The sequence below is a fragment of the Mycobacterium sp. IDUB_39 genome (genome assembly GCF_055419205.1).
Genome location: NZ_JBVAXF010000001.1, coordinates 290,138 through 308,619 on the forward strand (window position 1 = coordinate 290,138; position 18,482 = coordinate 308,619).

At 66.8% G+C, this 18,482-nt stretch carries 12 protein-coding genes; 2 read left to right on the forward strand and 10 right to left on the reverse strand.

What is annotated here, in order from left to right:
• Positions 1–106 precede the first annotated feature (106 nt).
• The 7 genes from ACZY0X_RS01470 to ACZY0X_RS01500 form a co-directional block, all read right to left on the reverse strand.
• Positions 107–4,060 (reverse strand): DNA-directed RNA polymerase subunit beta', encoded by a 3,954-nt coding sequence (locus ACZY0X_RS01470; RefSeq protein WP_241400854.1) that lies wholly within the window; start codon positions 4,058–4,060, stop codon positions 107–109.
• 65 nt (positions 4,061–4,125) lie between these two features.
• Positions 4,126–7,635: a DNA-directed RNA polymerase subunit beta gene (gene rpoB, locus ACZY0X_RS01475; RefSeq protein WP_463767830.1), complete on the reverse strand. Its 3,510-nt coding sequence runs from the start codon at positions 7,633–7,635 to the stop codon at positions 4,126–4,128.
• Positions 7,636–8,171: 536 nt separating this feature from the next.
• Positions 8,172–8,837, reverse strand: coding sequence for a methyltransferase domain-containing protein (locus tag ACZY0X_RS01480; protein ID WP_463767831.1), 666 nt, complete (start codon positions 8,835–8,837; stop codon positions 8,172–8,174).
• 92 nt (positions 8,838–8,929) lie between these two features.
• The gene (locus ACZY0X_RS01485; protein ID WP_463767832.1) at positions 8,930–10,012 is read right to left on the reverse strand and encodes an ABC transporter ATP-binding protein; all 1,083 of its coding nucleotides are present in this window, start codon (positions 10,010–10,012) and stop codon (positions 8,930–8,932) included.
• Positions 10,013–10,260: 248 nt separating this feature from the next.
• Positions 10,261–10,647: a 50S ribosomal protein L7/L12 gene (gene rplL, locus ACZY0X_RS01490; protein ID WP_463767833.1), complete on the reverse strand. Its 387-nt coding sequence runs from the start codon at positions 10,645–10,647 to the stop codon at positions 10,261–10,263.
• Between the two features lie 53 nt (positions 10,648–10,700).
• The gene (gene rplJ / locus ACZY0X_RS01495; protein WP_241400859.1) at positions 10,701–11,231 is read right to left on the reverse strand and encodes a 50S ribosomal protein L10; all 531 of its coding nucleotides are present in this window, start codon (positions 11,229–11,231) and stop codon (positions 10,701–10,703) included.
• Between the two features lie 305 nt (positions 11,232–11,536).
• The gene (locus ACZY0X_RS01500; protein WP_463767834.1) at positions 11,537–11,965 is read right to left on the reverse strand and encodes an anthrone oxygenase family protein; all 429 of its coding nucleotides are present in this window, start codon (positions 11,963–11,965) and stop codon (positions 11,537–11,539) included.
• A 71-nt stretch (positions 11,966–12,036) separates the two neighbouring features.
• Between ACZY0X_RS01500 and ACZY0X_RS01505 the strand changes: the two genes are divergently transcribed.
• Complete coding sequence (locus ACZY0X_RS01505; RefSeq protein ID WP_463767835.1) at positions 12,037–12,405, forward strand: winged helix-turn-helix transcriptional regulator; 369 nt, start codon at positions 12,037–12,039, stop codon at positions 12,403–12,405.
• Here ACZY0X_RS01505 and ACZY0X_RS01510 read toward each other — a convergent pair.
• From ACZY0X_RS01510 to ACZY0X_RS01520, 3 genes are read right to left on the reverse strand one after another with little or no spacing between them, the layout of a single operon-like run.
• Positions 12,402–13,313 carry an ROK family protein gene (locus ACZY0X_RS01510; RefSeq protein ID WP_463767837.1) on the reverse strand — a complete coding sequence of 304 codons (912 nt, stop codon included), beginning with the start codon at positions 13,311–13,313 and terminating at the stop codon, positions 12,402–12,404. The two genes, ACZY0X_RS01505 and ACZY0X_RS01510, sit on opposite strands and share 4 nt — an antisense overlap.
• Positions 13,313–13,942, reverse strand: a complete 630-nt coding sequence (locus ACZY0X_RS01515) for a DUF7158 domain-containing protein (protein WP_463767838.1) — start codon at positions 13,940–13,942, stop codon at positions 13,313–13,315. The genes ACZY0X_RS01510 and ACZY0X_RS01515 overlap by 1 nt, the downstream gene beginning before the upstream one ends.
• Positions 13,939–18,159 (reverse strand): glycoside hydrolase family 38 N-terminal domain-containing protein, encoded by a 4,221-nt coding sequence (locus ACZY0X_RS01520; RefSeq protein WP_463767839.1) that lies wholly within the window; start codon positions 18,157–18,159, stop codon positions 13,939–13,941. Before ACZY0X_RS01520 ends, ACZY0X_RS01515 begins: the two co-directional genes overlap by 4 nt.
• 174 nt (positions 18,160–18,333) lie before the next feature.
• On the opposite strand from ACZY0X_RS01520, the gene ACZY0X_RS01525 reads away from it, so the two are divergent.
• The gene (locus tag ACZY0X_RS01525; protein ID WP_354524675.1) at positions 18,334–18,480 is read left to right on the forward strand and encodes a hypothetical protein; all 147 of its coding nucleotides are present in this window, start codon (positions 18,334–18,336) and stop codon (positions 18,478–18,480) included.
• Positions 18,481–18,482: the final 2 nt, after the last annotated feature.

Sequence of the window (18,482 nt, forward strand, 5' to 3'; positions counted from 1 at the left end):
GCACCACTTCTGTGGATGAACGCGCCACTGTTAATGACCCAGCAGACGCAAAAGCCCCTCAATCGTGTTGATTGAGGGGCCTTTGCGTCTGCTCGCGCAGAGGTGACTAGCGGTAGTCGCTGAAACCGTAGTCGTCCAGCGGCACAGCCTGACCGGAGCTCTGGCCGAAGTCCGGGCTGTAGTACTGATCCTCGTAGGACGGGATCGTGTACGCCGCGGCGCGGGCCTCCTCGGTCGGTGCAACCTGGATGTCGCGGTAGCGGGCGATACCCGTACCGGCCGGGATCAACTTACCGATGATCACGTTCTCCTTCAGACCCTGCAGCTTGTCGCTACGGCAGTTGATCGCCGCATCGGTCAGCACACGAGTGGTCTCCTGGAACGACGCCGCCGACAGCCAAGAGTCCGTGGCCAGCGATGCCTTCGTGATACCCATCAGCACCGGACGTCCGGCGGCGGGCTCGCCACCTTCGGCGACGACGCGACGGTTCTCCGACTCGAACTCGGCACGCTCGGTGAGCGAGCCGGGCAGGAACTCCGTGCTGCCCGAGTCGATGATCGTCACGCGACGCAGCATCTGCCGCACGATGACCTCGATGTGCTTGTCGTGGATCGACACACCCTGGGCGCGGTAGACCTCCTGTACCTCGTTGACGAGGTGCATCTGGACGCTCCGCTGACCCTGCACGCGAAGAACCTCGTGCGGGTTGGCCGAACCCTCCATCAGCTGCTGGCCGACCTCGACGTGGTCACCGTCGGCCAGGAGCCGCTCGGAACCGTCGTCGTGCTTGAACACCTTCAGCCGCTGGCGCCGAGAGATCTTGTCGTAGACCACTTCTTCGCTACCGTCATCCGGCACGATCGTGACCTTGTAGAACTTCTCGGTCTCCTCGAGACGGATCCGTCCGGAGACGTCCGCGATCGGCGCATTGTTGCGCGGCACGCGGGCCTCGAACAGTTCCTGCACGCGGGGCAGACCACCGACGATGTCGGCACCACCGGTGACACCACCCTGGTGGAAGGTACGCATGGTCAGCTGCGTGCCGGGCTCACCGATGGACTGCGCGGCGACGATGCCGACGGCCTCACCGATGTCGACGAGCTTGCCGGTGGCCATCGAGCGGCCGTAGCAGAGCGCGCAGACGCCGTTGCCGCTGGCACACGTCAGCACCGAACGGACCCGAACCTGCGAGATGCCGGCGGCGAGCAATGCGTCGATCGCCGGGTCACCCAGATCGTGGCCACGCTCGACTACGACGTTGCCCTTCTCATCGACCGCGTCGCTGGCCAAGGTGCGGGCGAACGCCGCGGTCTCGACGTGCGGATCGCGGATCAGCGTGCCATCGGGACCGGCCTCGGCCAGCACGACGGCAATACCGCGCTCGGTATCGCAATCGTGCTCGCGGACGATGACGTCCTGGCTGACGTCCACCAGACGACGGGTCAGGTAACCCGAGTCAGCGGTACGAAGTGCCGTGTCCGCCAGGCCCTTACGAGCGCCGTGCGTGTTGATGAAGTACTCCAGAACCGTCAGGCCCTCGCGGAACGAGGACTTGATCGGGCGCGGGATGAACTCACCCTTCGGGTTGGTCACCAGACCCTTCATGCCCGCGAGCGTGCGGGTCTGGGTCAGGTTGCCCGTGGCGCCGGACTTCACGATCGTGATGATCGGGTTGTCCACCGGGTAGTAGGCCTCGAGCGCGTCGCCGACCTCTTCGGTCGCCTTCTGCCAGACCTTGACCAGCTCGCCGTTGCGCTCCTCTTTGTTGAGGGCGCCGCGCTGGTACTGCTTCTCGATGTGCTCGGCTTCTTGCTCGTGACGCTCGAGGATGCCTTCCTTCTCCGGCGGCACCAGAACATCGGCCATAGACACTGTGACACCCGAACGGGTGGCCCAGTGGAAACCGGCGTCCTTGAGCTTGTCGACGGTCTGCGCCACCACGATCATCGGGTAGCGCTCGGCCAGATCGTTGATGATCCTGGCCTGGACCTTCTTGTGCATCTGCTCATCGATGAACGGGTAGCCGCGGGGCAGCAGCTCGTTGAAGAGCACCCGGCCCAGCGTGGTCTCCGCCGTCCAGGCGTCGCCCTGCTTCCAACCATCCGGGAACAGTTCGGCCTCACGGTCAGCCGGCGGACGCAAGTGCGTCAGCCGAACCTTGATCCGAGCCCGCACCGACAGCGCGCGCAGATCGACGGCCATCTGAGCCTCTGCGGCAGAGCTGTACACGCCCGTCTCCGGCTGATCCTTGGCGGCGGGCGTGTACTCGCCCGTGTCGCCAGCGATCTCGGTGGTCAGGAAGTACAGGCCCGTCACCATGTCCAGACGCGGCATGGCCAACGGCTTGCCGGACGCCGGGGACAGGATGTTGTTGCTCGACAGCATCAGGATGCGAGCCTCGGCCTGCGCCTCCGCGGACAGCGGAAGGTGCACGGCCATCTGGTCACCGTCGAAGTCGGCGTTGAACGCCTCACAGACGAGCGGGTGCAGCTGAATTGCCTTGCCCTCGACCAGCTGCGGCTCGAATGCCTGGATGCCCAGGCGGTGCAGCGTTGGTGCGCGGTTCAGCAGCACGGGGTGCTCGGCGATGACCTCTTCGAGGACGTCCCACACCTGCGGGCGCTGACGCTCCACCATGCGCTTGGCGCTCTTGATGTTCTGCGCGTGGTTCAGGTCGACCAGACGCTTCATCACGAACGGCTTGAACAGCTCGAGTGCCATCAGCTTCGGCAGACCGCACTGGTGCAGCTTGAGCTGCGGGCCGACCACGATGACCGAACGGCCCGAGTAGTCGACGCGCTTACCGAGCAGGTTCTGACGGAACCGACCCTGCTTGCCCTTGAGCAGATCCGAGAGCGACTTGAGCGGACGGTTGCCCGGCCCGGTGACGGGCCGGCCACGACGGCCGTTGTCGAACAGCGCATCCACGGACTCCTGCAGCATCCGCTTCTCGTTGTTGACGATGATCTCGGGTGCGCCGAGGTCGATCAGCCTCTTGAGACGATTGTTGCGGTTGATGACGCGGCGGTACAGGTCGTTGAGGTCGGAGGTCGCGAAGCGGCCACCGTCCAGCTGCACCATCGGACGCAGTTCCGGCGGGATCACCGGGACGGCGTCGAGCACCATGCCCATCGGCGAGTTGCGGTTCATCTGGAACGCGGCCACAACCTTCAGGCGCTTGAGCGCACGAAGCTTCTTCTGGCCCTTGCCGTTCTTGATGGTGTCGCGCAGCGACTCGGCCTCGGCGTCGATGTCGAAGGTCTCGATGAGCTTCTTGATCGACTCCGCGCCCATGGCGCCCTGGAAGTACTCGCCGTAGCGGTCCTGCAGCTCGCGGTAGAGCACCTCGTCGACGATCAGCTGCTTGGGAGCCAGCTTGACGAACGTCGTCCAGATCTCGTCGAGCCGGTCCAGCTCACGCTGGGCGCGGTCACGGAGCTGACGCATCTCGCGCTCGCCACCGTCACGCACCTTGCGGCGGACGTCAGACTTGGCGCCCTCCTTCTCGAGCTCGGCCAGGTCGTTCTCGAGCTTCTGGCTGCGCTCGGCAAGATCCAGATCGCGCTGGTCCTCGACCGACTTCTTCTCGACGACCATCTCGGCCTCGAGCGTGGACAGCTCGTTGTGCCGCATCTCGGTGTCGACGGCGGTGATGACGTAGGCGGCGAAGTAGATGATCTTCTCGAGATCCTTCGGCGCCAGGTCGAGCAGGTAGCCCAACCGCGACGGCACACCCTTGAAGTACCAGATGTGCGTGACGGGCGCGGCGAGCTCAATGTGGCCCATCCGCTCACGACGCACCTTGGCGCGAGTTACCTCGACGCCACAGCGCTCACAGACGATGCCCTTGAAGCGGACGCGCTTGTACTTGCCGCAGTAGCACTCCCAGTCGCGAGTCGGTCCGAAGATCTTCTCGCAGAACAGGCCGTCCTTCTCTGGCTTGAGCGTGCGGTAGTTGATGGTCTCCGGCTTCTTGACCTCACCGAAGGACCAGTTGCGGATGTCGTCCGCGGTCGCGAGACCGATGCGGAGTTCATCGAAGAAGTTGACGTCTAGCACGTAACTCCCTTTCCCCTTGCGGGATTTCGAATCTAATTACCAATGGCTGTGCTGGACGGAGGTCTCTAAGCGAGATCCTCGACCGACGGAGACTCGTTGCGGGACAGGTTGATTCCCAGGTTCGCAGCAGCGCGTTCCAGGTCCTCGTCGTCCGTATCGCGCATCTCGATCGCAGTGCCCTCACTGGAGAGCACCTCGACGTTGAGGCACAGCGACTGCAGTTCCTTGAGAAGCACCTTGAACGACTCGGGAATGCCCGGCTCGGGGATGTTCTCGCCCTTGACGATCGCCTCGTAGACCTTCACGCGGCCGACGGTGTCATCGGACTTGATGGTCAGCAGCTCCTGCAGCGTGTATGCCGCGCCGTAGGCCTGCATGGCCCAGCACTCCATCTCGCCGAACCGCTGGCCACCGAACTGCGCCTTACCGCCCAGCGGCTGCTGGGTGATCATCGAGTACGGCCCGGTGGAGCGAGCGTGAATCTTGTCGTCCACCAAGTGGTGCAGCTTCAGGATGTACATGTAGCCGACCGTCACCGGGTACGGGAACGGCTCGCCACTGCGGCCATCGAACAACTGCGACTTGCCGTCGCCGTTGACCATGACGTCGCCGTCGCGGTTCGGCAGCGTTGACGAGAGCAGACCCGTGAGCTCGTTCTCACGCGCACCGTCGAAGACGGGCGTGGAGACGATGCTGTTCGGCTCGGCCGACAGCAGGTTCTCGGGCAGGTTGGAGGCCCAGTCCGGCGTGCCACCGACGACGTCGATGTTCCAGCCGGCCTTGGCGACCCAGCCCAGGTGCGTCTCGAGGATCTGGCCGATGTTCATCCGTCGCGGCACACCGTGCGTGTTCAGGATGATGTCGACCGGCGTGCCGTCCGGCATGAACGGCATGTCCTCGATCGGCAGGATCTTGCCGATGACGCCCTTGTTGCCGTGGCGTCCGGCGAGCTTGTCACCGTCGGAGATCTTGCGCTTCTGGGCCACGTAGACGCGGACCAGCTCGTTGACGCCGGCGGGCAGCTCGTCGTCGTCCTCGCGAGAGAACATCCGAACGCCGATGACCTTGCCGGACTCACCGTGGGGCACCTTGAGCGACGTGTCGCGGACCTCGCGGGCCTTCTCACCGAAGATGGCACGCAGCAGGCGCTCCTCCGGGGTCAGCTCTGTCTCGCCCTTGGGCGTGACCTTGCCGACCAGGATGTCGCCGTCGCGGACCTCGGCGCCGATGCGGACGATGCCGCGCTCGTCGAGATCTGCCAGCACCTCGTCGGAGACGTTCGGGATGTCCCGGGTGATCTCCTCGGCGCCCAGCTTGGTGTCACGCGCGTCGATCTCGTGCTCTTCGATGTGGATCGACGTGAGCACGTCCTCCTCCACGAGCCGCTGGCTCAGGATGATGGCGTCCTCGTAGTTGTGACCCTCCCACGGCATGATCGCGACCAGCAGGTTCTTGCCGAGCGCCATCTCACCGTTCTCGGTGCACGGACCGTCGGCGATGACCTGGCCGGACTCGACACGCTGCCCGGCGTCCACGATCGGGCGCTGGTTGGCGCACGTGCCGTGGTTGGAGCGGGCGAACTTGCGCATCCGGTAGGTGTGCCGGGTTCCGTCGTCGGCCATCACCGTGACGTAGTCGGCGGAGACCTCCTCGACAACACCGGGCTTGGCCGACACGACGACGTCACCGGCGTCGATCGCGGCACGCAGCTCCATACCGGTGCCGACCAGCGGGGCCTCGCTGCGAACCAGCGGAACCGCCTGGCGCTGCATGTTGGCACCCATGAGGGCACGGTTGGCGTCGTCGTGCTCGAGGAACGGAATCATGGCCGTGGCCACCGACACCATCTGGCGCGGCGAGACGTCCATGAAGTCGACGTCGGCGGGCGTGACGTTCTCGACCTCGCCACCCTTACGACGAACCAGGATGCGCTCCTCAGTGAAGCGACCCTCCTCGTCGATAGGCGAGTTGGCCTGCGCCACGACGTGGCGGTCCTCCTCGTCGGCGGTGAGGTGCTGGATCTCGTCTGTGACCTTGCCGTCGATGACCTTGCGGTACGGCGTCTCGATGAAGCCGAACGGGTTGACCCGTGCGTACACCGAGAGCGAACCGATCAGACCGATGTTCGGACCCTCAGGGGTCTCGATCGGGCACATCCGGCCGTAGTGGCTGGGGTGCACGTCGCGAACCTCGAGGCCGGCACGCTCACGGGACAGACCACCGGGGCCAAGCGCCGACAGGCGACGCTTGTGCGTCAGACCCGACAGCGGGTTGTTCTGATCCATGAACTGCGACAGCTGGCTGGTTCCGAAGAACTCCTTGATCGCCGCCACGACGGGACGGATGTTGATCAGGGTCTGCGGCGTGATCGCCTCGACGTCCTGAGTGGTCATCCGCTCGCGGACGACGCGCTCCATGCGGGACAGGCCGACCCGGATCTGGTTCTGGATCAGCTCGCCCACGGTCCGCAGACGACGGTTGCCGAAGTGGTCGATGTCATCGACCTCGACGGGCACCTCGATGCCGCCGGGGGCGGTCATCGTGGTCTCGTTGTCATGCAGCCGCACCAGGTACTCGATGGTGGTGGCGATGTCCTCGGGCGTCAGCGTCGAGCTGGTGATCGGAACGCCGGGGTTCAGGCCCAGCTTCTTATTCACCTTGTAGCGACCCACGCGGGCCAGGTCGTAGCGCTTCTCCTTGAAGAACAGGTTCTCCAGCAGGGTCTGCGCGGACTCCTTGGTCGGCGGCTCGCCCGGGCGCAGCTTCCGGTAGATGTCGAGCAGCGCCTCGTCGGGACCGGCGGTGCTGTCCTTCTCGAGGGTGGACATCATGATCTCGGAGAAGCCGAAGCGCTCGGTGATCTGCTCGCTGGTCCAGCCGAGCGCCTTCAGCAGCACGGTGACGGGCTGGCGACGCTTGCGGTCGATGCGCACACCCACGGTGGCGCGCTTGTCGACGTCGAACTCCAACCATGCGCCGCGGCCGGGGATGACCTTGACGCTGGTGAGGTCGTTCTCGGTGGCCTTGTCCTTCGACTTGTCGAAGTAGACGCCAGGCGAACGGACGAGCTGGCTCACCACGACACGCTCGGTGCCGTTGATGATGAACGTGCCCTTCTCGGTCATCATCGGGAAGTCACCCATGAACACCGTCTGGCTCTTGATCTCGCCAGTGGTGTTGTTGATGAACTCAGCGGTGACGAAGAGCGGGGCCGCGTAGGTTTGGTCCTTCTCCTTGCAGTCGTCGACGGGGGCCTTGACCTCGTCGAAGCGCGGGTCGGAGAAGCTCAGCGACAGTGTGCCGGCGAAATCCTCGATCGGGGAAAGCTCGGTGAGCACCTCTTCGAGACCACCAACGGGGTTGACCTCGCCACGGGCGATGGCCTTCTCCCGCCAACCGTCCGAACCGATCAGCCACTCGAACGAGTCCGTCTGCACGTCAAGAAGCCCCGGAACCTCGAGGGGCTCACGGAGCTTGGCGAAGGAGACTCGATTGGGTGCTCCAGGAACGGAGTTGTTGGTGGTTTCGACTGACTTGCTCTGGCTAGAGACTGCCAAGATGCATCCTTCCAGCACCTCATGCGACCATCCGGAGGGCGCGAGCGCCGGTTCCTTGTAATCGCGATATCTGCGTCGGTGTCGGCTGGCATTCTCAAGTCCGAGCCTCCGACGCACGGCACACCACTAGTTGACTGAGCAGGGCTCAGGCTAGGACCACGGTGTCGAGTGCGATGAGGTGGGCAGGATGCAGCCAGCGCAACGTCCAACAGTACCGCAGGACGGTGTATTCCTCAACTAGCGCATGCAGCGGCGAACTAGGCGCTGGCTGGCGTCCTCAAACCGTGCATTCATGCTGCCCAACAGATTGGCCCGTTTGCTTCCTTCCGTCAAGAGATAGCGCGGTGTTTCCTGTGGAGTTTCGCGCCGAGTTTCCGTGCGGCTCGCCCGGCCCGCCGTGTTGAAGACCGCGTCGACGGGGAACGGCGGGGCAGCCGGCACGGGCGGCACGCGGGCGCGAGCCGGCCCAGCATCGTGTCAACGGCGCTGGTCAAGCCCGGGGGTTCGTTGAATTCGATTGCTTTGCAAACGAATTCAACGACCCAGATATGTCGCTATGTCACCTGAGGTCGGCGGCCCGCGACGGTCTGTGAGGCGGCGCTGATCCGGCGCGTCACATCGACGAGTCCCGCGTCGCGCATGACACCGGTGATCTCATCGACGTCGAACAGCCGCAGCGGCGCCCAGCGCGATGCGGCGACACTCATCCGCCGCACGACGGCGGGTCCCCTCGCGGAGGTCGTCAGGATGGCGATCCGCCCGCCGGGGGCGAGCACCCTGATCATCTCCACCAGCGCCGCGGCCGGGTCGTCCATCAGATACAGCGCGCCGTAGCAGCTGACGGCGTCGAACGTCGCGTCGGCGAACGGCAGGTCGATCGCGTCGGCGCGGACGTACCCCACGGGACTGCCTGCCGGGCTGTCGCGCACCGCCTGAGCGAGCATCGTGGCCGAACTGTCCACCCCTACGGCGAGCCCGTCGGGCCCGACCTCTGCGACCAGGGTGCGGGTGGTGTTGCCGGGCCCACACGCGACATCGAGCACCACATCACCGGTGTCGACGGCGAGCAGGCGTCGCTTGATGCGGTCCTCATCGGCCGTGTTGCGCATCGTGAAGCCGAAGAAGGCCACGGGTCGCCAGATTCGCTCATAGATCCGCGGCAGCGCGGTCGATGCCATCAGGCGCTGGGCCGTCGTCTGCGGGACGCTGGCCCGACCCATGACATCGAGGTAGCCGTCGACCTCGACGGCCGGACGGTTCAGCCGATCGCGGACGGCCGCCAGGGCCGTCCGTCGATCGGGATCGGAGGTGCTCAGCCCTCGCTCTGGACCGGGATAGACGCCGTCGGCGCCTCATCCTCGGTGCGGTGCCGGGCGATGACGTCGCCGTGACCGGGCTCGCGAGCGGAGTACTTGTGGGTGCCCTCGAGGTCGTCGCGGATGGCTTCCTGCGCCGCGGGCGGCAGGGTGTGCATGATCTCGCGCACGCGAGCCTGACGACGGTGCACGGCCTGGCGCTCCGGCATACCCGGGGTGGCCTGGATCTGCGGCGGCACGCCCTCGATCTCCTCGACACCACCGTCATGGTGACCGGCATCGGCGAGCGCCTGCTCCTCGGCCATCGTGCCCTCGTCCTTCTCCTCGGACATACCGATGGGGCCGAGGCGGCGACCGTTGAGGAACTGCTTGACGACGGGCTCGTCACTGGTCAGCAGCACCTCGCGCGGACCGAACATCACCAGGTGCTTGCGGAAGAGCATGCCCATGTTGTCGGGCACGGTGCGCGCGATGTTGATGTTGTGCGTCACGATCAGGATCGTGCAGTCGATCTGGGCGTTGATGTCGATCAACAGCTGCGACAGGTAGGCGGTACGAACGGGATCCAGACCGGAGTCCGGCTCGTCGCACAGGATGATCTGGGGGTCGAGAACCAGCGAGCGGGCCAACCCGGCGCGCTTGCGCATACCGCCGGAGATCTCACCGGGGAACTTGGTCTCATCACCGGTCAGACCGACCAGGTCAAGCTTCTCCATGACGATCTGGCGGATCTCGGATTCCTTCTTCTTCGTGTGCTCACGAAGCGGGAACGCGGTGTTGTCGTACAGGCTCATCGAGCCGAACAGCGCGCCGTCCTGGAACATCACGCCGAACAGGGTCCGGATCTCGTAGAGCTCCTTGGCCGAGCACTCGATGATGTTGGTGCCGTCGACGATGATCTTGCCGCGCTCGGGGCGTAGCAGGCCGATCAGCGACTTCAGGAACACTGACTTACCGGTACCGGAGGGGCCGAGCAGAACGCTGACCTCACCCGGCGGGATATCGAACGTGACATCTTCCCAGATTCGCTGAGACCCGAAGGACTTGGTCAGTCCCTCAACCTGAATGCCGATACCCACGCGAGATCCTTCCACCAGTATGTCGCACTACCACTGGGCGCCCCGCCTGTGGCTTGAGTCACTGTAGCTTACGGTCCCTCGTGGCAACGAGTAACCGCCCACGCAGCAGGAGGACCTCCCCCAGAGAGGCCAGAGGGCATCCCCCAGAGACGACTGTGGGGCCGATCCGTTTGCCGGATCGGCCCCACAGTGCAATTTTTGTCGGCATGCCGACGTGCGTTTCGTCGGCAACGCCGACGAGCGCAGAACTACTTGACGGTGACCGTCGCGCCTGCGGCCTCGAGCTTGGCCTTGGCGTCCTCGGCGGCGTCCTTGGCGACCTTCTCGAGCAGCGGCTTGGGTGCGCTGTCGACCAGATCCTTGGCCTCCTTGAGGCCCAGGCCGGAAACGATCTCGCGGACGACCTTGATGACGCCGATCTTCTTCTCGCCGGCACCCTCGAGGATGACGTCGAACTCGGACTGCTCATCGGCAGCCTCGGCGGGCGCACCGGCGGGGCCGGCAGCGGCGACGGCCACGGGGGCGGCCGCGGTGACGTCGAAGGTCTCCTCGAACTGCTTCACGAACTCAGAGAGCTCGAGCAGGGTCATTTCCTTGAACGCGTCGAGCAATTCGTCGGTGCTGAGCTTGGCCATGTGAATGGTCCTTCCTTACTTAATTTCTTGGTACGAACTTGGTGATGGGTGGATCAGGCGGCGGATTCTTCGCCGGCCTTCTTCTCTTGCAGAGCTGCGGCAAGTCGAGCGACCTGCGAAGCCGGAGCGACGAACAGTGCAGCCGCCTGGGACTGCTTGGCCTTCATTGCACCAGCCAGCTTGGACAGCAGCACCTCGCGCGACTCCAGGTCTGCGATGCGCTCGACTTCAGCGACGGTCAGTGCGCGACCGTCCATGTAGCCGCCCTTGATGACCAGTGCCTTGTTGTCCTTGGCGAACTTCTTGATCGCCTTGGCGGCGTCGACCGGCTCACCATTGATGAACGCGATCGCGGTCGGTCCTGCGAACAGCTCGTCGAGGCCTTCGACACCGGCCTCACTCGCTGCAAGCTTCACCAAGGTGTTCTTGGCGACGGTGTAGGTCGCGGCGTTACCCAGCGACCTGCGCAGCTCGGCAAGGTTGGCAACCGTCAAGCCGCGGTACTCGGTGACGACGGTGGCCGTCGACTCCTTGAACTTCTCGGCGATGTCGGCGACCGCGGTGGCCTTTTCAGCCTTGGCCATGCTTGCCTCCTCGTGTTGGGTTGGACGTACCACCAACCGCCGGACGCGAGGGGCCGGAAATGACGAACGCCCCGACGCAGATGGTCGGGGCGCGCAGAGAGGCGGACGATTGATCCGCGTTACGTACCTCGTCCTCCTGCGTGGGCCGCCGGGTAATCCCGGACCTTCAACCGATTGCTCGGTGACCAACGGTCTGTGGTGGAACTCGGAAAGGATAGCGCGCCGCCCCACGATCAGCCAAAACGCACCCCTCCCAGGCGCCTCCCCGGTGCGACTTGGGCGCGGAAACCGTCGCTCAGCGATCGTTAGCGCGCCGAAATCGCGAGGAGCACGAACACGGCGGCGAGCATCCCCACCCGCAACCAGTGGAACGCGTCCCACCGCGCCGTCAGGCCCCGGTCGACATCGTCGTCTGTTCTCCACCGACCGACGCGGTTGTTGATCGGCACCAGAATCGTCACCGTCAACAAAATGGCAGCGGCCATGACGACGGCCGCCGCGATCGCCAGCCCATCGGCGTGGATGACGGCCACGGCGACGAGAAGCGCCATCGCGCCGATGTACCAGAACGGCATCAGCGCACCGAGCCACCGACTCCCACCGCTGCGGATCACGCGGAAACCGCTATCGGGCAGCTTGGCGGCCAGCGGGCCGACGACGGCCGCGACGCCCAACTCGATACCGACCAATGGTCCCGTGACGACAATGGCCGCGATCCAGACAATCCGCTCCATGTCGTCAACCCTGATGGCTATGCTGACATAAAACAAGGTACTGACAAATTTGGCAGCACTCGGAGGTGACGATGGCGGTGTCGAAGAAGGGTGTGAGCGACTGCCCGATCGACTCGGCGCTGTCGGTGATCGACGGCCGATGGAAGGGCACCATCATGTGGCGGCTGCTCGACGGCCCGATGCGCACTGCCGAACTACGTCGCAGCATCCCCGACATCACTGAGCGCATGCTGATCCGCCACCTGCGCGAGATGGTCGACGACGGGATCCTCGACCGCCACGATGCGCGGACCGTACCGCCGTGCGTGCACTACTCGATCTCGGAGTACGGCATGACGCTCGGGCCGGTGCTGGCGAGTCTGTGCGACTGGGGCCGCACCCATATGGAGCGCAGGGCTCCCGCGATTTCGGCGCGGAATCGCTCGCTCAGCGATCGTTAGCGCGCCGAAGTCGCCAGGGCGGCGGCTCCGACCAGGCCGGCGTCGCCGCCGAGTTCAGCGGGCAGGACGCGGATGTCGCGGATGAAGTCCAGGCCGGCGAACGAGGCCAGGGCCTCACGCAGGGGGTCGAAGAGCAGCGCACCCGACTTGGCCACCCCGCCGCCGATCACCACCAGGTCCAGATCGCACACCGCCGCCACCGAGGCGATGGTCGCGGCCACGGCGGTCGCCCCGCGACGGAACGCACGCAGCGCCACGGGGTCGCCCCGCTCGGCGGCTTCGGCGAGTTCCCTCGCGTCGGCCTCCGGTCCGGCGTCCCAGCCGTTATCGCGCGCCCACGCCGCCAGGTGCGGCCCCGACGCGACGGTCTCGACACAACCGCGGCCTCCGCACGTGCACGCCGCACCATCGAGTTCGACGACGACATGCCCGACGTGTCCGGCATTGCCGGTGCGTCCGTCATACGGTGCGCCATCGAGCACCAGCCCACCGCCGACGCCGGTCGACACCACCATGCCCAGCAGGAACTCCGCGCCCCGGCCTGCGCCGCGCCAACGCTCGCCAAGGGCCATGCACAGCCCGTCGCCACCGAGTCGGACCGGCGCATCGGTCAGCTTCGACACCCGGTCGACGATCGGAAATCGTCGCCAGGCAGTGATGTTGATGGGGCTGACCGTGCCGCTCGGCAGATCAATCGGACCGGCCGACGCAATACCAACAGCCGCCACCGGACCGCCGGCCTCGCGCAGCTCCTCCGCGATGAGCTCCGCGGCGACGGCCCACACCGCCTCGGCGTCGGCAGTGGGGGTCGGCCGTTGCGCGCGGTGCACCAGCGTGCCGTCGGCATCGACCAGGCCCACGGCGATCTTGGTGCCGCCGACGTCGAGCGCGAGGGTGTATCCGGTCATCAGTGCCTATGGGTGTTGTCGGGTTGGCGGGGGTCGCCGGGATGTTCGTACCCGGGCGCCAGTTCCACCAACGCGGCACGCCGGGCATCCAGCCAGATCCGGAACATCCTGCGGCGCGACGAGGCCAGCAGGTGTGCCGTGATGGCGGGCCGGACATCCTCGAGCGACAGCGTCGCGGCAGGCCGGTGCCAGCCGCCCGCGGTCGGCTCTGGCGCGGCGAACCGCAGGGGGTTGCGTGCGTGGTACTCCGAGACGTCATGGTCGTCGACGACGATGTCGGCGGTGACGCTGACGAACACCGCGCGGGCCAGTGGGTCCTGCAGCGCTGACGCGGCGATGCTGCCGATCTCCAGTCGCGCGGTGGTGTCCGGCAGCAGGTCGTCCTCCGTGGGAGCGCTGTCGGGATCGATGCCGAGAGCGGCGGACTCGATCGCGATGACGCGTTCGGTGACGAGCAGCTGGACCAGCCAACGGCGAAGCTGACGGCCCTCGCTGGTGCCCGGCCTGGGCAGCGCAGCGGCCAGAAGCGAGCGGCGTAACCGGTCCTCGCGGTCATCGATCTCTGCCACGGACACGGGACAACCGTCGACGCTGGCCACCACCTCAGCACCGCTCGTATATGCCCTCACCGGACAGTCACCTTCACTGCGGGCGAGTAGATAAGGTGCCCCGCGGACGCCACCCGGATCAGCGCCCACCACTGTCCGGGCTCAATCCAGGGCGGCGGTGCCACCTCGAAGATGAGTTCGGCGGTGCCACCCGGCGGAAGTTCCGCGGCGACGACGGCGGGCCCCAGCCAGTCCCATGTACCCCACGGGCTGATCAGATGCGCCTCGAGCGACAGGGCGGCCCGCGCATCGGTGCCGACCGTGATCCCGATGGTCGCGGTCTCCCCCGCCGCCACCTCGACCGGCGCCGGTTCGGTGACCAGCCGCAGCATCTCGTCTCGTGTGTCGCCGACGACGACGGTGCACACGTCCTCGACCACCTGCCGCCACGAGGTGGGCATGCGGCCGTTGCCGGTGACGGCGAGCTCGGCGCGCACGGGGTAGCGGCCCGGCTCCGTTCCCGGCGGCATCGCCAGCGTCAGCGCGGTCTCCAGGTAGTCGCCGGGCGGCAGCAGGAACGGCAACTCGTCGGGATCACTCGTCCACCCCGGAGGGCAGACGAGCCGCACCGTGCCGTGCAGGGACGCGTCGGTGCAGTCGCTCGCGGCCGTGAGCCGCAGCTCGATCGACTCCCCCGGTGCCGCCGTCACCAGATGCGGGTGCAGGTGGGCGACGGCGGGCAGTCCACCCAGTGGCGCGGGTCCACGGTTGTGCAGCCAGTACCGCGCGTAGAGCGGTTGTGCCACTTCGGCTTCCGGCGCGATGGCATCGGGGCTGCCGGTGATCACGCGGGGCAGGTTGAGCTGCGCGTGCAGCGTGGCGATCTCGTATCCGTGCAGCGCGGGCCGCGGATCGGCATCGCCCAGCGGCTGCTCCAGCAGATCGAGACGATGCGATGTCGTCACGGTCCGCAGCCCCGAGCGCAGCGCCACCTCGGTGGCGCGCCCGCGGGTCTCCACCAGGCGCAGCGTGATGCCGTCGGCGGGCTCGGCCGCGGCGGTGCTGCCGTGGGCGATCGGGTTACCCGTGGCCTTCAGCGCGCCGAGGGCCACCTGCCCCGCTGGTTCGATCTCGAGCAGCGAACCCGATGTGGGCAGGCCGCCGGAGTTCACGACGTGGCGGGAGGCCACGCCCAGTAGAGGTTGGGAGTACTCGGCGCTGCGGGCCGGCAGGTCGGCGTCGCGCCAGTCCCCCGCGGCGACCACCACCGCGTAGTCGAATGTGTGGGTCCAGTGCTGCAGTTGGAAGTTCGATCCGTCCGGTGCGGTGCGCCGCGGCGGATCGATCCAGGTGCCCGACGGCCAGCCCGTGCAGGACCGCATGAGCGAGGTGTGCAGGGTGCCGTCGGCGTCGACGGCGAAGCCAGGTACGCCGCGGTTGAGGACGGCGACGGTGCGCGCGTCGAAGGCGCCAACGCCGTGCGGTGCGGTCTGCTCGACGGTGATCTCGGCGTCGGCCAGGTCGTCGACGACCGGCAGGAGAACGTCGGTGAGATCGCCGGCCGAGGCGAGCACCAGTACCGGCAGGGCGTCCACGTCGCGAAGGTCGGCTCCGGGCACCCAGCGCTCGGCGAGATCGGCGGCGGCCGGAACCCACACGCGCGCTACGCCATCGGTGTCGAGTTGGCGGCGCAGCTCTTGCGTGTAGGCCGGGCCGGCTCCTGCGAGAACCGCGGCGGTGAACGCGTTGACGTCGGGACCGCCGACCGCGATGCGGGCATCGGGCAGGTTCGAGTCGACCGACAGATCGCCGTAGCGCGGCTTGTCCGCGCTGCTGCAGGTGGCGGTGACACCTGCACGGACCAGGGCGACGACGAGGTCCCGGATCGGCGCGGCGGCCTCCTGCCCGTCGGGGGCCACCACCTCGGCGACGGCCACGGCGCGAACGTCGTCACCGACGCGGATCCGTACGGCTGAGGACAATCCGAACCAGCCGTAGGCGGGGTTGTCCAACGTGTACGGGTGGATCGCGCTGTCGACGGCGTGCCCGTGATCGTGATCGTGCATCAGGCCGAATCCGCGCCCGATCACGGCGTCTCCGACCTCACTGACCGGCATTGCTCCTGGCACCGGGCACGGCCACCGCAGCCGCAGTAGCCGGTCCTCACCGGCGAACTCGTCGATGGTGGTTCGGCAGTCCACCCGGTCCACCCCGCGCAGGAGTGTCAATGTCTGTGTGTAGCGCAGCAATCCGTCGATGGCGCCATGCACGATCAACCGCTCCCCCAGTGCGCACCGCTGGGCGTGCACCTGCGCGGGATAGGACGATGAGGACACCACCGGCCCCTTGGGCAGCAGGTGCCACGGGCCCTCACCCGCCTCCGGATGCGCCGAATACTCGTCGTAGACGGCCAACTCGTTGCCGACGCGTCCGTCGGCGATCAGCTCACGGCCCGTCGCGGTCAGCGATGACACCCCGCCGCCACGGGCGGCGTCCACCCGCAGCCGGTAGTGCTCATTGGCGATCTCGTCGCCGTCGAGCGGCTCCCACGTCGACGACGATCCGTCGCGCAGCCGGTAGGCGCGCCACCCCAGGGACGGCACGTCCGCGGCGATCCAACTGACCGAGCGGCCACCGTGTTCGACCAGTGCCGGAATCTGCGCACCCTCGGCGTCACACACCCCGCCGGTCAGCGGTTCGTCGAGGTGCACGGTAACGAGGTCGGTCCTGCTGTGGGCCAACGGGTTCCACACCACGATGTCACCGTCGACGGCGGTGGACAGCAGCGTGAGCGCATTGTCCCGGGCGGTGCGGCCCAGTTCCCAGGCGTCGCGCCAGCCCGTCAGCAGATCGAGGTAGACCTGGTCGGACTCCGAGCCTGTGATGGCGTCGTGGTGGGCGCCGTAGGCCAGTTGCACCCACGCCTTGGCGAGAGCGGCGTGCGGATACTTCGTCCCGGCGAGGAGTCCGGCGAACACCGCGAAGCGCTCGGCCTCGAGCACTGCGTGCTCGGCGGCGCGATTGGCCTGCTTGGTGTCGATGTATGACACGTCCTTGCCGGTGTAGATCGGGTTCATGTCACGGGTCTGCGGAGCCGGTGCCGAACCTCGTTGCGCCAGTTCGGAACGCACGGCGGCGAAGAACTCGCGGGGTAGGGCGCACACGAACCTGGGCCAGGTGTAACGCGCATTCCAGTCGCGGTGAATCTCGGTGACCCACTTGTTCGGTGGCGTGTAGTCGGTGCCGACGGGCAGCAGGACGTTCCGGGTGAGCGCCACCTTCTTCAGCCCCGCGAACAGGTCGTAGGTGGCGGTCTGCGCCTCGGCCAGCGAGGCCGCCGAGTCCATCCACCACCCCGCCGCGTAGTGCGCGGGCATGTAATGCGTCAGCAGACCGCGGCCCGACGGCGCGGTCCACTCAAACTCGCTGGCGAACTGCATGCGCTCGGGGTCACCGGCCCGCCCGTTCTGGCTGGCCATCGGCCCCCACTGGTGGTGCGGGCCACGCGCCCACGAACTCGACGTCAGGCCGGCGTCGGCGGCCATCCCGGGAAACTGCGGATCGTGGCCGAACACGTCGAGCTGCCACGCGGTGGCCGGATCGGCGCCCATCACGTCACGCTGGAATCCGATGCCAGCCACGATGTTCCGGATCGTGGTCTCGGGGCTGGTGAGGTTGGTGTTGGGCTCGTTGTAGGTACCGCCCATCACCTCCACGCGGCCTTGGGCGATCAGCCGCTTCAGTTCGGCGCGGTCCTCGGGGCGGGCGTCCCAGTACGGCTTGAGGTAGTCCACCTCGGCGAGCACGAACTTGTACTCCGGTTCGCGGCGCGCCATTTCGAGGTGGGCGGCCACCAGGTCGAAGCCGTTGGTCTGCCTGCACCGGCCGGGTGGGTCCTCGGTCCACAGACTGGTGTAGGCCGCCTGCGTGTTCCACCACACCGGGTCGTAGTGGAAGTGGCTGATCATGTGCATCGTCCAGCCCGGTTCGGCGTCGACGAATGTGAACGGTGTCATGGTGCCCGCCGCCAGCACCCGGGCCTCCCGTCGGCGCCCCGGCTCGGGGTCGGTCACCGCGACGGGAATCTCGACGACGCCGGAGGCGGCCGATCCAGTACCGACGCCGGAGGCGGCCAGGACATCCGCGTCACAGGTCAGACCGTCGCCCTCAACCCGAATCGACACCGGCTGCGCCACTGCGGACAGCTGCACACGGACCACTTGGCGCAGCGCATCCTCGGCTCCGACGAAGAGATCGGTTGACTCCGCTGAGACCTGCGGGACCTCCTCGACGGCCATCACCGCACTGTACGTTCGCCATCACGGTCCGCCGCGAGTTTTCGGGAACCGAATGGGCCGGGGACCCAAATCGCCGTGAACAGTGCTGTTGGGCAGCAATTCATTTCACCGACGCACGAGGTGTCCCCGTCCCGGCGTGCCAGCTTCGTCGAAATCTGGGACAGTGGAGTCATTGTGAATGAACATGGCACCGCACCCGAACCGTCGCGACCGCGGCGGGATCCGCTGTCGCTGGGCTTCGAGGCCCATCGCGGCCTGCTGCTGCTGCGTCTGCGCCTGCACAACGCCGCCACGGCCCGCCGACAGTCCCGCCAGGGCTGACC